Source organism: Streptomyces sp. NPDC033845 (assembly GCF_055576225.1).
Window position 1 is genome coordinate 1 of record NZ_JBVIRI010000046.1, and the last position, 16,117, is coordinate 16,117.

9 protein-coding genes and 6 pseudogenes are annotated in these 16,117 nt (G+C 64.9%); 7 read left to right on the plus strand and 8 right to left on the minus strand.

From position 1 onward, the window contains the following. Positions 1–380: 380 nt before the first annotated feature. The 4 genes and pseudogenes from ACZ50K_RS36710 to ACZ50K_RS36725 form a co-directional block, all read right to left on the minus strand. The gene (locus ACZ50K_RS36710) at positions 381–2,183 is read right to left on the minus strand and encodes a glycoside hydrolase family 15 protein (protein ID WP_468911624.1); all 1,803 of its coding nucleotides are present in this window, start codon (positions 2,181–2,183) and stop codon (positions 381–383) included. Between the two features lie 620 nt (positions 2,184–2,803). Continuing rightward, positions 2,804–3,720 (minus strand): annotated as a pseudogene (locus ACZ50K_RS36715) (IS110 family RNA-guided transposase); the annotation flags it as partial. Between the two features lie 31 nt (positions 3,721–3,751). After that, positions 3,752–3,859 (minus strand): annotated as a pseudogene (locus ACZ50K_RS36720) (IS5/IS1182 family transposase); the annotation flags it as partial. A 469-nt stretch (positions 3,860–4,328) separates the two neighbouring features. Next, positions 4,329–6,416: a hypothetical protein gene (locus ACZ50K_RS36725; protein WP_468911627.1), complete on the minus strand. Its 2,088-nt coding sequence runs from the start codon at positions 6,414–6,416 to the stop codon at positions 4,329–4,331. Positions 6,417–7,143: 727 nt separating this feature from the next. Here ACZ50K_RS36725 and ACZ50K_RS36730 point away from each other — a divergent pair. Continuing rightward, positions 7,144–7,200, plus strand: coding sequence for a hypothetical protein (locus ACZ50K_RS36730; protein WP_468911644.1), 57 nt, complete (start codon positions 7,144–7,146; stop codon positions 7,198–7,200). A 73-nt stretch (positions 7,201–7,273) separates the two neighbouring features. On the opposite strand, the gene ACZ50K_RS36735 is transcribed toward ACZ50K_RS36730, so the two are convergent. Beyond that, a complete protein-coding gene (locus tag ACZ50K_RS36735; protein ID WP_468911646.1) occupies positions 7,274–7,489 on the minus strand; it encodes a hypothetical protein in 216 nt (71 codons plus the stop codon). Between ACZ50K_RS36735 and ACZ50K_RS36740 the strand changes: the two are divergent. The 3 genes and pseudogenes from ACZ50K_RS36740 to ACZ50K_RS36750 form a co-directional block, all read left to right on the plus strand. Continuing rightward, positions 7,466–7,525: pseudogene (locus tag ACZ50K_RS36740) on the plus strand (hypothetical protein); the annotation flags it as partial. The gene ACZ50K_RS36735 and the pseudogene ACZ50K_RS36740 sit on opposite strands and share 24 nt — an antisense overlap. A gap of 612 nt (positions 7,526–8,137) precedes the next feature. Next, on the plus strand, positions 8,138–9,349 hold the full coding sequence (locus ACZ50K_RS36745) for a carboxylate-amine ligase (RefSeq protein WP_468911629.1): 1,212 nt from the start codon (positions 8,138–8,140) through the stop codon (positions 9,347–9,349). 388 nt (positions 9,350–9,737) lie between these two features. Next, complete coding sequence (locus ACZ50K_RS36750; RefSeq protein ID WP_468911632.1) at positions 9,738–10,124, plus strand: BlaI/MecI/CopY family transcriptional regulator; 387 nt, start codon at positions 9,738–9,740, stop codon at positions 10,122–10,124. 25 nt (positions 10,125–10,149) lie between these two features. Here ACZ50K_RS36750 and ACZ50K_RS36755 read toward each other — a convergent pair whose 3' ends face one another. Continuing rightward, the gene (locus ACZ50K_RS36755; RefSeq protein ID WP_468911635.1) at positions 10,150–11,598 is read right to left on the minus strand and encodes an ABC transporter ATP-binding protein; all 1,449 of its coding nucleotides are present in this window, start codon (positions 11,596–11,598) and stop codon (positions 10,150–10,152) included. A gap of 290 nt (positions 11,599–11,888) precedes the next feature. Next, positions 11,889–13,289 carry an ABC transporter substrate-binding protein gene (locus ACZ50K_RS36760; RefSeq protein ID WP_468911638.1) on the minus strand — a complete coding sequence of 467 codons (1,401 nt, stop codon included), beginning with the start codon at positions 13,287–13,289 and terminating at the stop codon, positions 11,889–11,891. 630 nt (positions 13,290–13,919) lie between these two features. On the opposite strand from ACZ50K_RS36760, the pseudogene ACZ50K_RS36765 reads away from it, so the two are divergent. Together ACZ50K_RS36765 and ACZ50K_RS36770 are read left to right on the plus strand one after the other, a co-directional pair. Then, positions 13,920–14,315: pseudogene (locus tag ACZ50K_RS36765) on the plus strand (IS701 family transposase); the annotation flags it as partial. 63 nt (positions 14,316–14,378) lie between these two features. Further along, entirely contained in the window at positions 14,379–15,581 is a 1,203-nt protein-coding gene (locus tag ACZ50K_RS36770; protein WP_468911641.1) for an IS110 family RNA-guided transposase, read from the plus strand. A 5-nt stretch (positions 15,582–15,586) separates the two neighbouring features. On the opposite strand, the pseudogene ACZ50K_RS36775 reads toward ACZ50K_RS36770, so the two are convergent. Then, positions 15,587–15,949: pseudogene (locus tag ACZ50K_RS36775) on the minus strand (transposase); the annotation flags it as partial. An 80-nt stretch (positions 15,950–16,029) separates the two neighbouring features. Here ACZ50K_RS36775 and ACZ50K_RS36780 point away from each other — a divergent pair. Continuing rightward, positions 16,030–16,117 (plus strand): annotated as a pseudogene (locus ACZ50K_RS36780) (IS5/IS1182 family transposase); the annotation flags it as partial.

The following is a 16,117-nucleotide window of genomic DNA, read 5'->3' on the forward strand; positions in this document are numbered from 1 at the left end:
GTTCCCACTCGTTGGCGGGTACGTCGTCCATCACACCGATTGGCTGTCCAGCCCGATGTCATTACACACGGCGCGGGCACTCGTTCGCGGGACGGCCCTCGCGAACCCGTCCCGCACCCAGCACCACCCCGCTACACTCCCCACACCCAAGCCGTTGACCAGGCAAAACATCAAAGTCCGGCTGGAGTACTAGGGGCCAGAGCCGTTCTCTTTGCAGCCCCGGACGGGGTGGGCACGACCCGGTGGTACTGGGAGGGCGCCGCCATGGGGGTCGAACATCGCCGCAATGTAATGGGGGAGAGGCAGGACTGCCGCTCACCCATCGGGTGTGGCGGGGGACCGCCGCCCGGCTTCGCTCGGGCAACCCCCGTCCCGCTGCGCTACGGCTCCTCATGCTCGGCGCGGGCTAGGGTGAGGGCGGTGTTGACTAGACCGACGTGGCTGAACGCCTGCGGAAAGTTACCGAGCTGGCGGGCGGCGATGGGGTCGTACTCCTCCGCGAGCAGTCCAAGGTCGTTGCAGATGAGGAGCAACCGCTCAAAGAGGTCGCGGGCCTCCTTGGTGCGGCCGATCAGGCACAGGGCATCGGCCAGCCAGAAGGAGCAGGCCAGGAAGGCGCCCTCGTCTCCGGGGAGACCGTCTACAGAGGGGCCCTCGGTGGTGTATCGGCGGACCAGGCCGCTGCGGCCCAGGTCTGCGCGGACGGCGTCGACGGTGCCGATGACCCGCGGGTCATCGGGGGGCAGGAAGCCGACCTGTGGGATGAGAAGGGTCGACGCGTCGAGTGCGGCAGAGCCGTAGTACTGGGTGAAGGTGCCCCGCTCGGCGTCGTAGCCGTTCTTGCACACGTCGCGGTGGACCTCGTCGCGCATGATGCGCCAGCGCTCCACGTCCTCAGCACCGGGCATTGACGGGTCGGCCTCAAGGGTGCGCACGACCCGGTCGGCGGCGACCCACGCCATCACCTTTGAGTGCACAAAGTGGCGGCGCGGTCCGCGGACCTCCCACAACCCCTCGTCGGGGCGCTGCCAGTTTCGCTCCAGGAAGTCCAGCAAGGCGAGCTGGATCCGCCAGGCATGCTCCTCGGCCGGGATACCGGAGGCCTGCGCCAGGTAGAGGGAGTCGAGCACCTCTCCGTACACGTCGAGCTGGAGCTGGTTGACGGCGGCGTTGCCCACTCGGACGGGTGCGGAGGAGGCATAGCCGCGCAGCCAGGGCAGGTGGGTCTCGGGGATGCGCCGCTCCCCGCCAATGCCATACATGATCTGGAGGTCGGCGGGATCGCCGGCGACCGCACGCAGCAGCCAGGCGCGCCAGGCAAGCGCCTCGTCGGCGAAGCCGGTGCCCAGCAGTGAGCCGAGGGTCAGAGTGGAGTCACGCAGCCAGCAGTAGCGGTAGTCCCAGTTGCGGACCCCGCCGAGTTCCTCGGGCAGCGAGGTGGTGGCCGCGGCGACAATGCCCCCGGTGGGGGCGTAGGTGAGCGCTTTGAGGGTGATGAGGGAGCGGACTACGACATCCCGGTAGGGGCCTTCGTAGGTACACCGAGAGGTCCACTCGCGCCAGTCTGCGACGCTCTGCTCCAGGGCTTCGAAGGGTTCACGGGGATCGGGGCGCGGCTCGTGGGAGGGATGCCAGGTGAAGATGAAGGCGACGCGCTGCTCTGCGGTAACGGAGAATTCGGAGCATGTGCTGTTCTTCTCGCCCCAGGTGCGCACGGGCGGGACAGTGCGCAGCCAGGCGGAGTCGGGCCCGGCTGCGGCGACGCGGTCCTCGTCCACCCGGCGAACCCATGGCACAACATGGCCGTAGTCGAAGCGCTGCCGCATGGTGCTTCTCATCCGAACGCAGCCGGAAACCCCTTCGACGATTCGGACGAGGTCAGGAGTCGTGTCGCGCTGCGGCATGAAGTCGGTAACCTTAACGGTGCCGGTCTCCGTATCCCAGAAGGACTCCAGGACGAGGGTATCCTCGATATAGGCGCGGCGGGAGCACAAGGCGCCGTGCGGCGCGTCGAGGGGGGCAATGAGCCAGTGGCCGTTTTCCTCGTCGCCGAGGATTTTCGCAAAACAGGCCGCCGAGTCGAAGCGTGGCAGGCACAGCCAGTCGACGGACCCGTCACGGCCGACGAGTCCGCTAGTCATAAGATCGCCGATGAGTGCGTAGTCTTCGATGGGTTGTGTCATTTCGCGGCTCTTCCCTTCGAATGCTTGGGACCAATCATGCCGGACCTGGACACCCCGTCGAGTAACGTTTCCTCAGTTCAGCAGCGTACGGAGCGTCGCGCTACGGCGCACGTCCCGCCGACTGCGTCATGTCGTAATCGGGGTGCTCGGTCCATCGGTGCGGAACCGTCGGTTTGTTTCGAATTCAAGCAACTGGCCTGAGGCTCTAAACAGTGATCAAAACTAGAATAATTCGGTATGCGGCCCGCCGCACAGATACTGACCTCGGCTCGCCAGGGTGATTCTTCGCGGAGTGTCTGACGGGGCTGGGGTACTGCCTGTATTCCGTGGTGTGTGAGGTATGCGGATGGGGGCGGACTGACCGCCGCGGGACGCCGTCGCCGGGAGACGGTGCGGAGGCAGGCGGCCGGGTTGTTCGGGCGGAGGATTGACGGCGGCCAGTGGATACTCCCAGTAGGCGGCCGTTTATCTAGCACTTTGTGGCCTTGAGCTTTCCCGCTGGCGGCCAGATACCTCCCCGGGCCTGGGCGGACACCGGTCAGCGGAGCTGGCTGGTGTGAAGAACAGCAGGGATTCCCAATCATGTTGTCAAGCCGGAGTGGTGACGCCTCGTGACGGGTTCATGCCGCTGCGACAGCGGAACGCGACGTGCTGAGCTCGAAGGCTTTGTGGTCACGTATGAGGGCCCAGAGCACGTTGAGGCGGCGCCTGGCCAAGGCCACGACGGCCTGCTTGTGAGACTTCCCCTCGGCGCGTTTGCGCGAGTAGAAGGTCTTGGACTCGGGGCGGAAACGTGCGGCGACCTGGGCGGACATGTAACATATTCGCAGGAGCCGTCGGCTGTAACGGCAAGGTCTTCGCAAGTTGCCGCTGACCTTCCCGGAATCGCGTGGCACCGGTGCGAGTCCGGCAACGCCGGCAAGTCGGTCGGCGCTTCCGAAGGTGCTCATGTCGCCGCCGGTGGCGGCGATGAACTCGGCTCCGAGCATGTCGCCGATGCCGGGCAGGCTGGTGATCACTTCTACGGCGGGGTGCTCGCGAAACCGTTCCTCGATCTGGGCGCTGATCTGGGCGATCTCCTCGTCGAGGGCCATCACCTCCTTCGCCAGGGTGTGGACCATCTTGGCTGCGGTCTTCTCCCCGAGGACGCTGGTGAGTTGGGCCTCAGCTGCGGACACGGCGATATCCGCGATCTTCGCGATCTTCGCGGGACTGTAGACCTTGCGGTTCTTCAGCCAGGCCGCGACACGGGCCCGGCCGATCCGGCGCAGGGCGGCCGGGGCCTGGTAGCCCGTCAGCAGCACCAGGGCGGCCTTGGAGGTGCTGTAGTCGAAGGCCCGCTCGAGTGCGGGGAAGTACTCCAGCATCTGCGCGCGAAGCCGGTTGATCGGCGGGTGCGGTCCGCCGACAGGTCGAGGCGGCGGGCGGTGAGGATCTTCACGTCGACCGCGATCTCGCTGGGCTCCTGGAGAGTTTGCAGGTCGCGGCGCATTCGAGCCTGATCGGCGATGACGTACGCGTCCTTCGCGTCGGTCTTTCGACCCAGAAACCCACACCGCTTCGGATCAATAGAGGATCACACTCACGACCTCCCTCAACTCGCAGGACCCGGGATCTCCGGTCGCCGACCGCGCCACCCGGCCCTGCTTCCAGGCCGTGATCATCGGCTCGATCAACGCCCACTACCCATCCGACAAATCGCTGAGATACGGCTCTCTCATCACGCCCCGCATCTCAACATGGACATGCCCATCGACCAGCCCGAACCGCGATCAATGCCACGATCGAGCGATCACGAACGAACAGAAGTCGAACTTAACGACCACTCAAGCACGGCAGGATACGGAACCAACGAGGCCACCGAGTTGAAGAGCAGCGGACGTCAGACATCCCGCTCAACAACCCGAGGGCCTCGCCCGTTACGCCACCCCGACATCACCCGATCAGTGGCCAATCTGAACAAGCTCAGTGAGCCCTTTCAGCGCGCCCACCGATCGGGTGACACACCTTCAGCGTCTCTGCAAGTCAGGCCCCCAGAAGGTCCTCGGGTCAAGTCCAGACTGAAAACGCTCAGTCAGTCGAAGGCATCAAGGGCCCTATTGTACTCGTCGTCCGAGAAGCCGCTACTGCCCGTCAGGCCGGTAGCTATGCTTCGAGGTTCCACTTTCCGGTGGAATCAATCATGCCGTGCATGGCATTGAAGTAGGCGGATTTCAGACTCAGCTCCTTCCACTTGGCATATGAGGGATCGTCGATGGTCGGCTCTTCCAAAAGGAGCACATACCCGAATCCATTCTGCCATTCGAAGAGCTTTACGTTTTCCATCAACTCTGTCAGACTCTCGTGTACGGAGCCTTCATATTCGGTCTTTATGAGCGCATCAAAAGCGGGGTTGACTTCCTCCAGTAGCTGCCGATACCTACTGAAAATTTGCTGCTGGAAGTAGTTCCACCGAGCCACTGACAGAGCAGTATACTGACTACTTTCAGAGCTCAGAGGAACGTCAGTCACCGTCGCGATACCGTTTACGTCAAGGACGATCAGTCCTGAGCGACAACCAGCCATCACGAATTCCCGCCAAGAGCTCGAGCCCTTGAATCCAACCACAAAAGCTTCGAATTCATTCTGCTTTTCTTTAAGTGAATGATACCTGGGGCCTGATATTGGAGTTAGGGATTCCCCCAGCGCATTCAAGGATTTTTCGTCTTGTGCGTCTTCGATTCGAACAATTGCGACGTTACCCGTACCCGTGTTCAGTCGCCAAAGGACATTCGCAGTACGTGCCGCTTTATCCGGGGCGTCGAGCCCGGAGAGCCCGACGTTCGAGCTTATGAAGAGAACGAAATCTTTCTGTACCCAATATTTTACGACAGTGCAGAATTGTGGAGCCAGCACGTTGATGCGGGCGGTGAATTTGATGGGAGTATCTGCCGTGTAACCATCCCGCGCTTGGGCGAGATAGATCGCTAGGTTTCTATCGATGCCGCTCGTAGAGATCGAAGTGGAATTCAACTCGACCGTTTCTTCGGCAAAATTACGGAGTTGCTGCCCGTTGTCCCGATCCTTTTCTTTACGGGGCTGCAGGTCGTACATCTGCTTGGCATGAGCAATCGCCTTCAGGGGTGCACCCACGCCGCTCACCGCCGGACCGATGAGTTCTCCGAAATTCGCCACCGCGCCGCCTGTTTCAGTGACAACGGGGGTGTTGAGCATTGGTCCGACTTTATTGGTCAGAACGCCGGCAGTATCGAGCTGGCCGAGGGCCGTCTTGGCACCTTGGAGCACCATGATTGTCTTGTTTGCCGCGTCGCTTTCTGTCTTCTTGCCTACACCGGTGATGCCGAACTTGTTTGAGTCCAGCTTGGCAGTGAAATGCGAGATCAGTGTGCTCGTGATTCCAGCAGCCGCCCCTAGGACTCCGAATCCGATGGCGAGAGGTGGAACAATGGAAGTAACCAAGGCCATACCTGCAGAAGCAGTGCCGAGAGTACTCAGCGCCACGAGCACCTTACTCAGCCCGGGGTGATTGTTCGCAAACGCCTTCTTGTAGAAGTGATCGGCATCTTTCTGAAGGGCCGCAAGGAGATCCTTTAGAACCTTGCTCTTGAGCTTTCCGTAGACATCCATCGCGTGAACGATGCGCTCGGCTATCGCAGAGTACTTCTTTTCCGAATCAGATGAATTCGTTCCGGTGGACGCGACTTCCTCAAGATCGGACTTGATCTCGTTAAATTTCACGAGCGCACTGGCGAGCCAATTCTTCTCGTCCGTGAACTTTGGAATTTTGATCTTAGAATCGTCTTTGGCTACATCCTGAAATGCCAATATGAGCCCCGTTAGTGAGACGATGTCTCCCTTGAAGGCATCCAGGACTGAGATGGAGTTTTTCGCCATTTCGCGGGCGCCGACTTTTTGCCCGGACTCAGCCGACAGGAAGGCACTGGTGGCTCCAGTCGCACCGCCTCCGATCTTGCGAATATTCTCGATTGCCTTGCGGAAGCTCAGCCATACCTTGTCTAGGCTTTCGTGAGCTTCCTCGTAATCCTCGATCAGCCTCTTCTGGGCGGAGGTGCGCGTCAGGCGGTTCCCCTTGGAATCTGCTTTCTTGTATTCTGTGCGCCTGCTTATCAGATACTTTAGAGTCTCGACATAATTGGTTGAGCTGGAAAATCCATACTTGACGTAGTCGTGAAAAATCGGCATCCACTGTGGCTCCCCCAGAGCAATCTTCAACGTCTCGGGAATTGAACTCGTGGGGACAGTCGAGGGATCACGAGGGGCCCATACGTAGGTTGCGCTTACGGGAGTGGACACGGTGCTCCTAGATAGGAAGAAGGGGTCTCGCCGGACCATCACAGATTGGCGCCCTCCACCCTTAGAGGGCTCTTACTGGGCTCCTATGCCTTGGAGTATCTTCAAGGTGAACGGATGGGAAGAGGAGGGTTTCTGCGCCTGTGCCAGGCCCCGCTCACAAGGCCGTCTCCAGCGGCACCGAGGCGGCCGGGCCTATCATGGTGCGGCGAGCATCGGCCGATGATGACCTCACGCTGCGTGCACGAAGTGGCCGCCAGTGGGCAATCGAAGTGGCAACGGTGGTGAGCTGAAGTAGCCGCGGGCGGGGAAAGTTGTCGGCTCTGATCAACATTTCGGGATCGCTCGGCGCGACGGGCACGGGGTGAGGAGAGTGTGCGGCGGGGCGGAGTAGGGCGAAGTTCAGGGCTAATTCAAAGTCGTGGTGTGGGTGACGATGCTGATCGTCACCTGGGAGAGTGTGAGCTGCACTGCGCTTCGTGGAGTCCCTGATGCCAGGGTTACGATCCTGATTAGGGAGATCCATGATCACCATGCCTGCACCACGTACGTTCCCGGACGAAGTTCGCGAGCGAGGGATCCGTGAGGTTCGCAGCACCGGCCGCCGATCACGCATGTTGCGAAGGACCTCGGCATCCACAAGGAGGCCCTGCGCGGCTGGGTCCGCCAGGCCGAGGCCGAGCGGGGCGAACGCGACGCCGGCTGACCTCCGCCGAGCAGGACGAACTCAGGCAACTTCGCAGAGAGAATGCCGAGTTGAGGCGGGCGAACGAGATCCTCTAGGCCGCGTCGGTGTCTTTTGCCCAGGAGATCGACCGTCCCTGGACGAGGCCGAGCAGTTGATAGACCACCTGCGCCAGAAGGGTCTCGGGGTCGATCCCGTCTGCCGGGTTCGCGAGCTGTCGCCGTCGACGTACTTCGCCCGCAAGAAGCGGCCGAAGTTGGCCCGCCGGCTTCGCGACGAGCAGTTCATGCCGCTGATCGGAGAGATCCACGCGGAGTCGCGCGGCACCTATGGCGCTCGCCTGATCACCCGCGCGCGTCGGCGCAAAGGCGTCGTCGTAGCCCGCTGCACGGTCGAGCGGCTAATGGCCGGACCGAACGTTTTGATCATCGCCCGGAGCAGGTCTGGACTCGCCGCCGCGAGGTGGTCCCCCACGAGCGCGTGAAGGGGCAGATTGTCGGGTGCGGTCATCGTGCTGATCTCCTTCGTGACTAGACATCTCGAAGATCAACCGGTGGCCGTTCGTCTATGCGGGCGCCCACCCGAACCCCGGCACAAACCCCCGGAACAGGTAGAACCCGTACTCCACTTCCACGGACGCAACCGAGGGGGTGGACTCGCGTTTTCGAAGGTATGACGGGAAGAGATAAGGGATCGCCGCAGGCACGGTGAATGCGAGCCGCGCTGGGGACACGAGAGGCGTGAGAGGCGCGGAACAGGGTTGCCCGATATCCCCCGGCCGGTCCGCCAATCGGGGGGCGACCGGGGGAGTGCTGGAACCGAGCATTGAGGGGAGAGCTCGGCGTTTCCGCACTGCAGGGTGTTGTCAGGTCGAGGGAATCTCCGCCGGCTGCCGCCCAGCTGCCAGCCTGTCGTGAAAAGTACCTTTCTGTCAGTAGATCGAGCGACGGACCTCCACATGCACACGAGAACGCTGAATAGCCCCCCGCCCACTCAGACGGTCACCGCCAGGGCGCCGTCTGTTCTGCCCCCTGTGCGCGGCTCCCATCAGCTCGTCGCCGCGGCGGGCGCTCAGAGCGGTCTCACGTTGGGTGTGGAGGAGGAGTTCCTTCTCGTGGACGCGCGGACCTGGCGGCTCGTGCCCGAGGCTTCCGAGCTGCTGGATGACGTGAGGGAAGCCGCCCTGACGCTTCACGGGGAGGGCACCAGCTATCAAGTGGAGAGCGCTACCCCGGTGTGCGGCAAGCTGAACGACCTGCGTGCGCACCTTGTGGAATCGCGCCGGGCACTGGCCGCCGCGGCGCGGCAACGCGGTTGCCGGCTGATCGCGAACGCCTCACCCGTGCTCCATCCCGAGATGCCCATACGGCTCAATCTGGACAAGCCGCGTCGACGTGCCCGCCAGGCGTACTTCGGTGCCCTCACAGACAACCTCATCGGTTGCGGCCGACATGTACATGTCGGCTCGCTGGACCTCGGCACCGCCACCCAGGTCTCGAACCGGATCCGTCCCTGGCTGCCCACGTTCATCGCGCTGTCGGCCTCTTCGCCTATCTGGAACGGACGCGACACCGGGCACGCCAGCTGGCGCTCGGTCATGTGGTCCTCCTGGCCTTCCGCGGGGTTGCCGCCCCATTTCGCCTCACCGGCTGGCTATGCCCGAGCGGTGCGGTCGCTGATCGACTCGGGCGCGGCGCTCGACGAAGGAATGGTCTATTGGGACATGCGTCCCAGTACCCGCTGGCCCACTCTGGAACTCCGCGCTCCTGACATGTCCCCGAGTCTGGACGGTGCTCTGCTCCAGGCCGCGCTCACCCGGGCACTGGTGACCCAGGCGCTCCGGCGGGAACGCGAGGGCGTTCCGTGCATTGAGGTGCCCGAGGCGCAGCTGCGTCTCGCTCGGTGGCTGGCCGCCTGCGAGGGCCTGGAAGGACAAGCTCTGGACCCGTTTACGGGGGCCCGGACCTCGGCGGCCGGACTCGCGCGGCGGCTGGTCAATCTCGTCGGGCCGGAGCTGGACGCGGCAGGAGAGTACGCCTTCGTGACGCGGACCCTGGGGAAGCTTCTAAAGGACGGTTCGTGTGCCGCCCGGCAGCGGACGGTCTTTAACATCCGGAAGTGCCCCACTGACGTCCTTCACTATCTGGCTGAGGAAACCGAGGCGTTCTGATCATCTGGCCGATGTCGGGAAGCGGCGGGGAATCCTGGTCAGCGCTCGCATCAGACTGCGCACGGCGTCCCGGGGCGGAGCATCTTGGCCCAGGTGAATGGGTGTCCTTGAACTCCCTCTACCGGAGGGAGTTCAAGGACCTTCTCATCGAAACGCTGGGTCGCGCGTCCGGGGACGGGAAAGAGCACGGGGTGCAGCTCAAGGCATAACCCCTTCATGGTCGGCGCGTCTGCTGCCGCCGGTGTGAGGGAGGTTTGGCTGTGCCGGTCGACATGAGGCGGTAGATTAGGGGAAGGTTAAGGGCGCATTAGAGGAACCCTTCACCGCGCAGGTGGATGGGTGGGCAGGCGAACGGTGCCCACGGAGAGTGCCGGAGGACGGGGGAGAGATGCCGGAGCAGCGTCGTGCGGGCAGGCGTCCGCACGGTGAGCTCGTGGCGGACGTACTAGGGCTGCTGTGGGAAGTCGGTGAACCGTTGACCTCACAGCAGGTCAACGAACGACTCGAGAAGAAGCTGGCCAGGACGACGACGGGCACCGTACTGACCCGGCTGTACGAGCAGGGGACTCTGAGGCGGACCCCGGTCGGCCGGAGTTTCGCCTATGAACCGGTGGAGGACGCGGCCGGACTCGCCGCCGTGCGGATGTGCCGCGAGCTGGAGCGCCAGCCACGCCGTGAGCTGGTGCTGAACCGATTCGTGTCCGCTCTGTCGGAGGACGATGAGGAGACGCTGCGGCGCCTGCTCCTCCATGCGGAAAAGAGCCCAGGAACGTAGCACGGCCTCCTGTGCCGCCCGCGCCTCAGCTCTCCCTCTCCCGCAGGGTGGAGGCACACCGTTTGCCAGCTGTGGCGAGGTCGAGGACGGTGTCCGCGTCGACGCATGCCAGGGCTTGGTCGTGGGTGACGAGGACGACCGCGAGGCCCTGTTCGCTCCGCAGGGCTGCGAGGAGCTCCAGGATGTCGGTCGCGACGTTGGCGTCCAAAGCATAAGTGGTCTCGTCGCACAGGAGGACCGCGGGATCGGCGGCGAGGGCACGGGCGATGGAGACACGCTGACGTTGTCCGCCGGAAAGCTCGTCTGGGCGGCGGTCGCCGCAGTCGGGTGGCAGTCCGACGAGATTGAGGAGCTCGGCTACGCGGCCCGCGTACCGGTCGCCGTCCAACTGAAAGTGGAGCTCCAGGGGACGTCTGAGGGCGGCTCCGACGGTGTGGGCGGGATTGAGGGCGCCGAGCGGGTTCTCGGGGACGAGTTGGATGCGTCGGCAGTGGTTCCGGTTGCGCTGCCGGTAGAGCCCGGCCAGCTGCCTTCCGTCCAGGGTGAGGGTGCCGTGGAAGGGCGGGTGAAGGCCGGCCAGGGTGCGGATCAGCGTAGTCTTCCCGCAGCCGGACGGGCCGACCACCGCGGTAAGGGTGCCTGGTGCCACATCGAGGTCGATACCGGTCAGCACCGAACGCCGGGCTGGGCCGGTGCCGTGACGTACGCAGAGCCCCCGCACGGCCAGGCCGCTCCCCGTTGGGTGGGCCGGGCGGGGTGCGGGGACGGCAAAGAGCCGCGGCCGCTCGGGCAGAGGACCGGCGGAAGGTGGGACGGTGCCGAGAGAGAAGGTGTCGTCGGCGCAGCGGGCCACGAATGCGGGGTCGTGACTGGTGAGGGCAATGGCAACGCTCTCACGGACGGCCAGGTCCCGCAGCAGATCGGCTATCTCGTCGCGCAAAGACGGATCGAGTCCGGCCGTGGGCTCGTCCAGAAGGAGGATGTCCGGGTGCCGGGCGAGGGCGCGCCCCAGGGCGAGACGGCGCTGCTGTCCGCCGGACAGCTCGGTGGGCCGTCGGCGTTCGAGGCGCTCCGCTGGGGGGAGACGGATAAGGCTGAACATGTCGATGACATTGGAGCCCCGGGTGCCTGTCTCTCCGATGATGCGGCCCGCCAGCATGTGCGGGTTGACGTCGGACTCCGGGTCCTGGCCGACGAACGCGAGATGGTGGCGGTGGAGATGGCGTAGACGGACGGGCGGGAGGGCGAGGATGTCCTCGCCGAGTACGGTGACGGTGCCGGAGGCGACGCGGGCACCGGGCGGGAGTACGCCGGTGAGCGCGGACAGCAAGGTGCTCTTTCCGGATCCGGAAGGTCCTGTGATGGCCTGGATCCTGCCGGGAACCAAGGTCAGGGTGACGTCGGTGATCAGAGGCGCGTCACCCAATGAGATGGTCAGACCGACGACCTTGGCAGCAGGGGACGGGTGGTTCACGGGTGTGCCTCCGGGGTGGGCTGGTCGGAGGCGAGAGCTCCGGTGGCGAGGTTGATGCTGACTGCGAAGAGTCCAATGACAGACAGGAGTCCGTCACGGCCCAGGGGTTGAGGGTGATGCCAGCGGCGTTCTCACGAGTCATCAGGGCCCAGTCGGCCTCGGGCGGCTGGGGGCCGAGCTGGAGGAAGGTCGCCGCGAACCGACGTAGAGGCCTTCGACGAAACGCAGTCCGAACAGGGCGATCAGGGCGGCGCGGAGGTTGGGTAGAACCTTGCGCACGGCGAGAAGCCCTAAGTGTTTCCCGCCAGCCGCAGCCACTTCGACGTACCCTGTGGCTGCGACCGGAGCGGTTGCGGCGGCGACGCCCCGTACGGCATACGGGAAACCGAGGAGGGTTGCCGCCACGGCCGTGGCGAGGCGCCCGCCGCCGCACCAGGCCAGGGCGACGAGCAGGATGCTGCGGACGGTGGGCCCGCCTCGTTCTGCGCGGAGTCGGAGAGCATCGTCTTGGAGGCGAAGAACACCACGGGGTCGTCGGTGCCCCAGCAGGTGGTGAACAGCGAGCTCTTGCCCCAGGTATCGTCCCAGATCGCCCGGAACTCCTGCCTGACGACGTCGATCTTCATGCCGGCTTCACGGGCCTGTGCGGCGAAGAGGGCCGCCGACTCGGCGAGTCCGGGCACCTCCTCCGTCATGAACAGCAGGTGGGTCCGGGACCTGCCCAAAGCAGCCTCGGCTAGCATTCGGGCGGCCTTGGCGATGTCGAGCCCGCGCTGGGCGATGTTCTTGGCGAAGGCGCGATCGCTGGTGCCGGGGATGCCGTTGGCGACGATGCCGTAGCCGGGGAGGCACGGCCAGACCACGACGTAGCGGTCCACCACGAGCCAGAGCGCCTCGCGAGTCCGAGGGTCGGCGAATGGGCCGTCGGAGGTGTGTATGACGATGCGCATCGCCATGTCGTCGGGACGCCGACGGCTCCGCACGCCCCCGCGGGCCTCGGCCTTACTGGCGGCGACGGCACCCATGGTGGAAGGGAGGCCGATCTGACCGGCCAGCAGGGCGGTCGCCAGGTTCTGTGGACTTTCGAGGAACTTCGCCTCGATCGCGTCAAGCAGTACCTGGCCCCTACACCAGCGGTCGTTGCGGACGAGGCGCGCGTTGCCATCGCAGTACCAGTCGAGCCGGAATGGACCGCTGACCGTGGCTGTCGCGATGCGGTCATCCGCGGCGTCCCGCTTCAGGACCAGGGCAGTCAGCCGGGTGAGCAGGGGCAGGTCGGCGTTGGGGTGGCCGGAGACCAAGACGACGGTCCGGTCGCCCTCGGCCCTGACGGACCCGAGCCGGATGTCGGACAGGCGCGCGCTGCCGGCGGGAGTGCGGCACAGCGTTCGGAGAAACCATACGACGTCCTCGGCCGTGACGGCGGTGCCGTCACGGAACGCGGCCCCCTCGGCGAGGATGAACTTCGAGCCCCGCAGATCCCCGGAGGGCTGCCAGGAAGCTACCAGGCACGGGACGATGTTCGAGCCCACCCCGGGAGCCGTGAGGGTGCCACGCTTCAGGCTGATGATCAGGTAGTCGCTCTCGTGGGCCTGAGTGCCGTGCGGGGCACGGGTGACCGCGGCCGCCTTACCCGGTGCGCCGAACCTCAACGTGCCGCCGCGGCGTGGCCTGTCGCTCAGCCCGCCCATAGGCGCGGTGCTCTCGGAGCATCGGCCGCCGCAGCCGGCGAGGGCTGTGACCGTACTGGTCCCCGTGCCCGTCTGCAGGAGCTGTCGTCTGGTGACGCCCACATCTGGATCTTTCTCGTGTTCCCTGGTCGCTGAGGATCGACTGGCAACATGCCTGGTCAGCGCAAGGGGTAGCGTCCCCGCGGCCGTGATCGAACCCACCGTAACGTAAACTACGTCTATGTAGGCAATCGCGCCGGTTAGGTTGACCCTGCCTGTCGGTCGTAGCTACGTTCTTGATATCCGGTTGCGCCCTAAAGGCGCGTCGGGCCTGAGACTGCCCGCGTCCCCCCACCCCTTCGCGCCGGTGCGGCGCCGCCGCATGGTCGCGCCTCGTTCCCTCCTTCCCCCCTGTCCCCGAAGGTGCTTTGTGCAACCCTGCCTTGTCCCCACCTGCCCTTTCGACACTGCCTCCGCACGCCTTCTCGGTACTGCCGCCGCCGGTGAACTGAGCGCCGCAGCAGTTGCATTGATCGCCGAGTAAGGATCTGCTGCCTCTTCCGAGTTGCTCCCCCCAAGGTGCGAGCCACATCCTTAGTACTGCAACGGTCTTTTCCGTGACGGTTGGGCAGGTCGGTCGTTGGTGTGGTTGTGGGTGAGGAACGTGTTGATGCCCGGTCGAGGGCTGGTGAGCTGAAGGCCCTGCAGGAGCGGTTCGCGCATCGTTTCTCCAGGTTGGAGCCGAGGGAGTCGGCTCTTGCCTATATGCGGGGGCTGATAGCTCCGCTGGAGCGGAAGAACGGGTGGACGCTCGCGGAGGAGGCCGGGCACGGCGGTCCGGACCGGATCCACCGGTTGCTGAACCGGATCGACTGGAACGCGGACGAGGTCCTGGACGACGTGCGGGACTACGTCATCGAGCACCTCGGCGATCCGGAGGCGGTGCTGATCGTGGACGACACCGGGTTCCTGAAGAAGGGCGTCCGCTCGGCCGGCGTCCAGCGTCAGTACTCCGGAACCGCCGGGCGGACGGAGAACTCCCAGATGTGGATGCCGGCACGCTGATGCCGCAGGTGAGGCCGGGGCGAGCACGGGCAGGGGAGAACGGGCATGCCGGACGAGACCATCATCGACGTCTACCTCGGCCTGGACGTCGGGAAAGGCGAACACCACGCTACGGCCGTCAACCAGGCCGGGAAGAAGGTGTTCGACAAGCCGCTTCCCAACAGCGAACCAAAGCTGCGAGAGCTCTTCGACAAGCTTCGTGCCAAGCACGGAAGCGTGCTGGTGGTCGTTGATCAGCCGGCTTCCATCGGAGCTCTGCCGCTGGCCGTTGCCCGGGACGCAGGCTGCCGGACCGCCTATCTGCCCGGGCTGACGATGCGGCGGATCGCTGATCTCTACCCTGGTGAGGCCAAGACCGACGCCGGGGACGCCTTCGTCATTGCCGACGCGGCCAGAGCCATGCCCCGCACCTTGCGGAGCATCGATCCCGCTGATGAGACCGTCGCCGAACTCTCAATGATCGCGGGGTTCGACGACGACCTCGCGTGCGAGTCCACCCGGATCGCCAACCGGCTCCGCGGCCTGCTCACCCAGATCCATCCGTCGCTCGAGCGGGTGCTGGGCCCGCGGATCCAGCACCCGGCCGTGCTCAGGCTGCTGGGCCAGTTCGGTTCACCGGCTCAGATCCGAAAGGCCGGAAGGCGACGGCTGGTCACTCTGATACGGCCCAAGGCACCGCGGATGGCCGACCGGCTGGTCGAGGACATCTTCACCGCACTCGACGAGCAAACCGTCGTGGTGCCAGGCACCGATGCGGCTGCGCTGATCGTTCCCAGCCTCGCGAGTTCACTCCAGGCGGTGCTTGACCAGCGAAAACTCCTCGCCGCGAGAATCGAGGAACTCCTGGAGGCCCACCCTCTTTCCCAGGTCCTGATCTCAATGCCCGGCATCGGGATCAGGACCGCTGCCCGCATCCTCATCGACGTTGGTGACGCCAGCGGCTTCGCCACCGCAGGACACCTCGCCGCCTACGCCGGCCTCGCACCCGTGACCCGCAGTTCAGGCTCATCCATACGCGGCGAGCAGCCCTCCAAACGCGGCAACAAACAGCTCAAGCGGGCTTTCTACCTCGCCGCGTTTGCCTCGCTCTCCCAGCCGGAGTCACGCGCCTACTACGACCGCAAACGCCGCGAGGGAAAACACCACGTCGCGGCCCTCATCGCCCTGGCCCGACGCCGCATCGACGTCCTCTTCGCCATGCTCCGCGACGGCACCTTCTACCAGCCCCCCACACCTACTTTGGCTTGATGAAAACCATAGAGGCACCTTTTCACGGCCCGCATGTTCACTGATTCGATCGCGCACCGGGACCAGTCCAGCTCGCCGCGTGCACCCAGTTCGTCGAGGACCAGGCGGTGGAGCTTGGCCCACACCCGGGCCTTGCTCCACTCCGAGAAGCGCCGGTGGGCTGTCGCCCCCGAGGGGCCGAACGATGACGTGGGCAGCTGCTGCCAGGTACAACCCGACGTGGCCACGAACACGATCGCGGCCAGTACCTCCCGATCACCGTGCCGGCGCCGCCCGCCACCCTGAGGCCGCGACGGAGGCTCAGGCACCACGCGCTGAAACAACTCCCACAACTCGTCCGGCACCAACCGCTCAACGATCCCCGCCATGAACCCAGCCTACCCATGAAGGCCAAATGAGATGACGTCTTAGACCGTGTCCTATGTGGTGAGGCGTCGTTGACCTGGGTATGGGGCGGGGTGCGTGGAGTTGGATTGTTCCGGACGGGTTGTGGGAGATCGCCGAACCGCTGATCCCGCCATCGAAGGTGCGGCCGC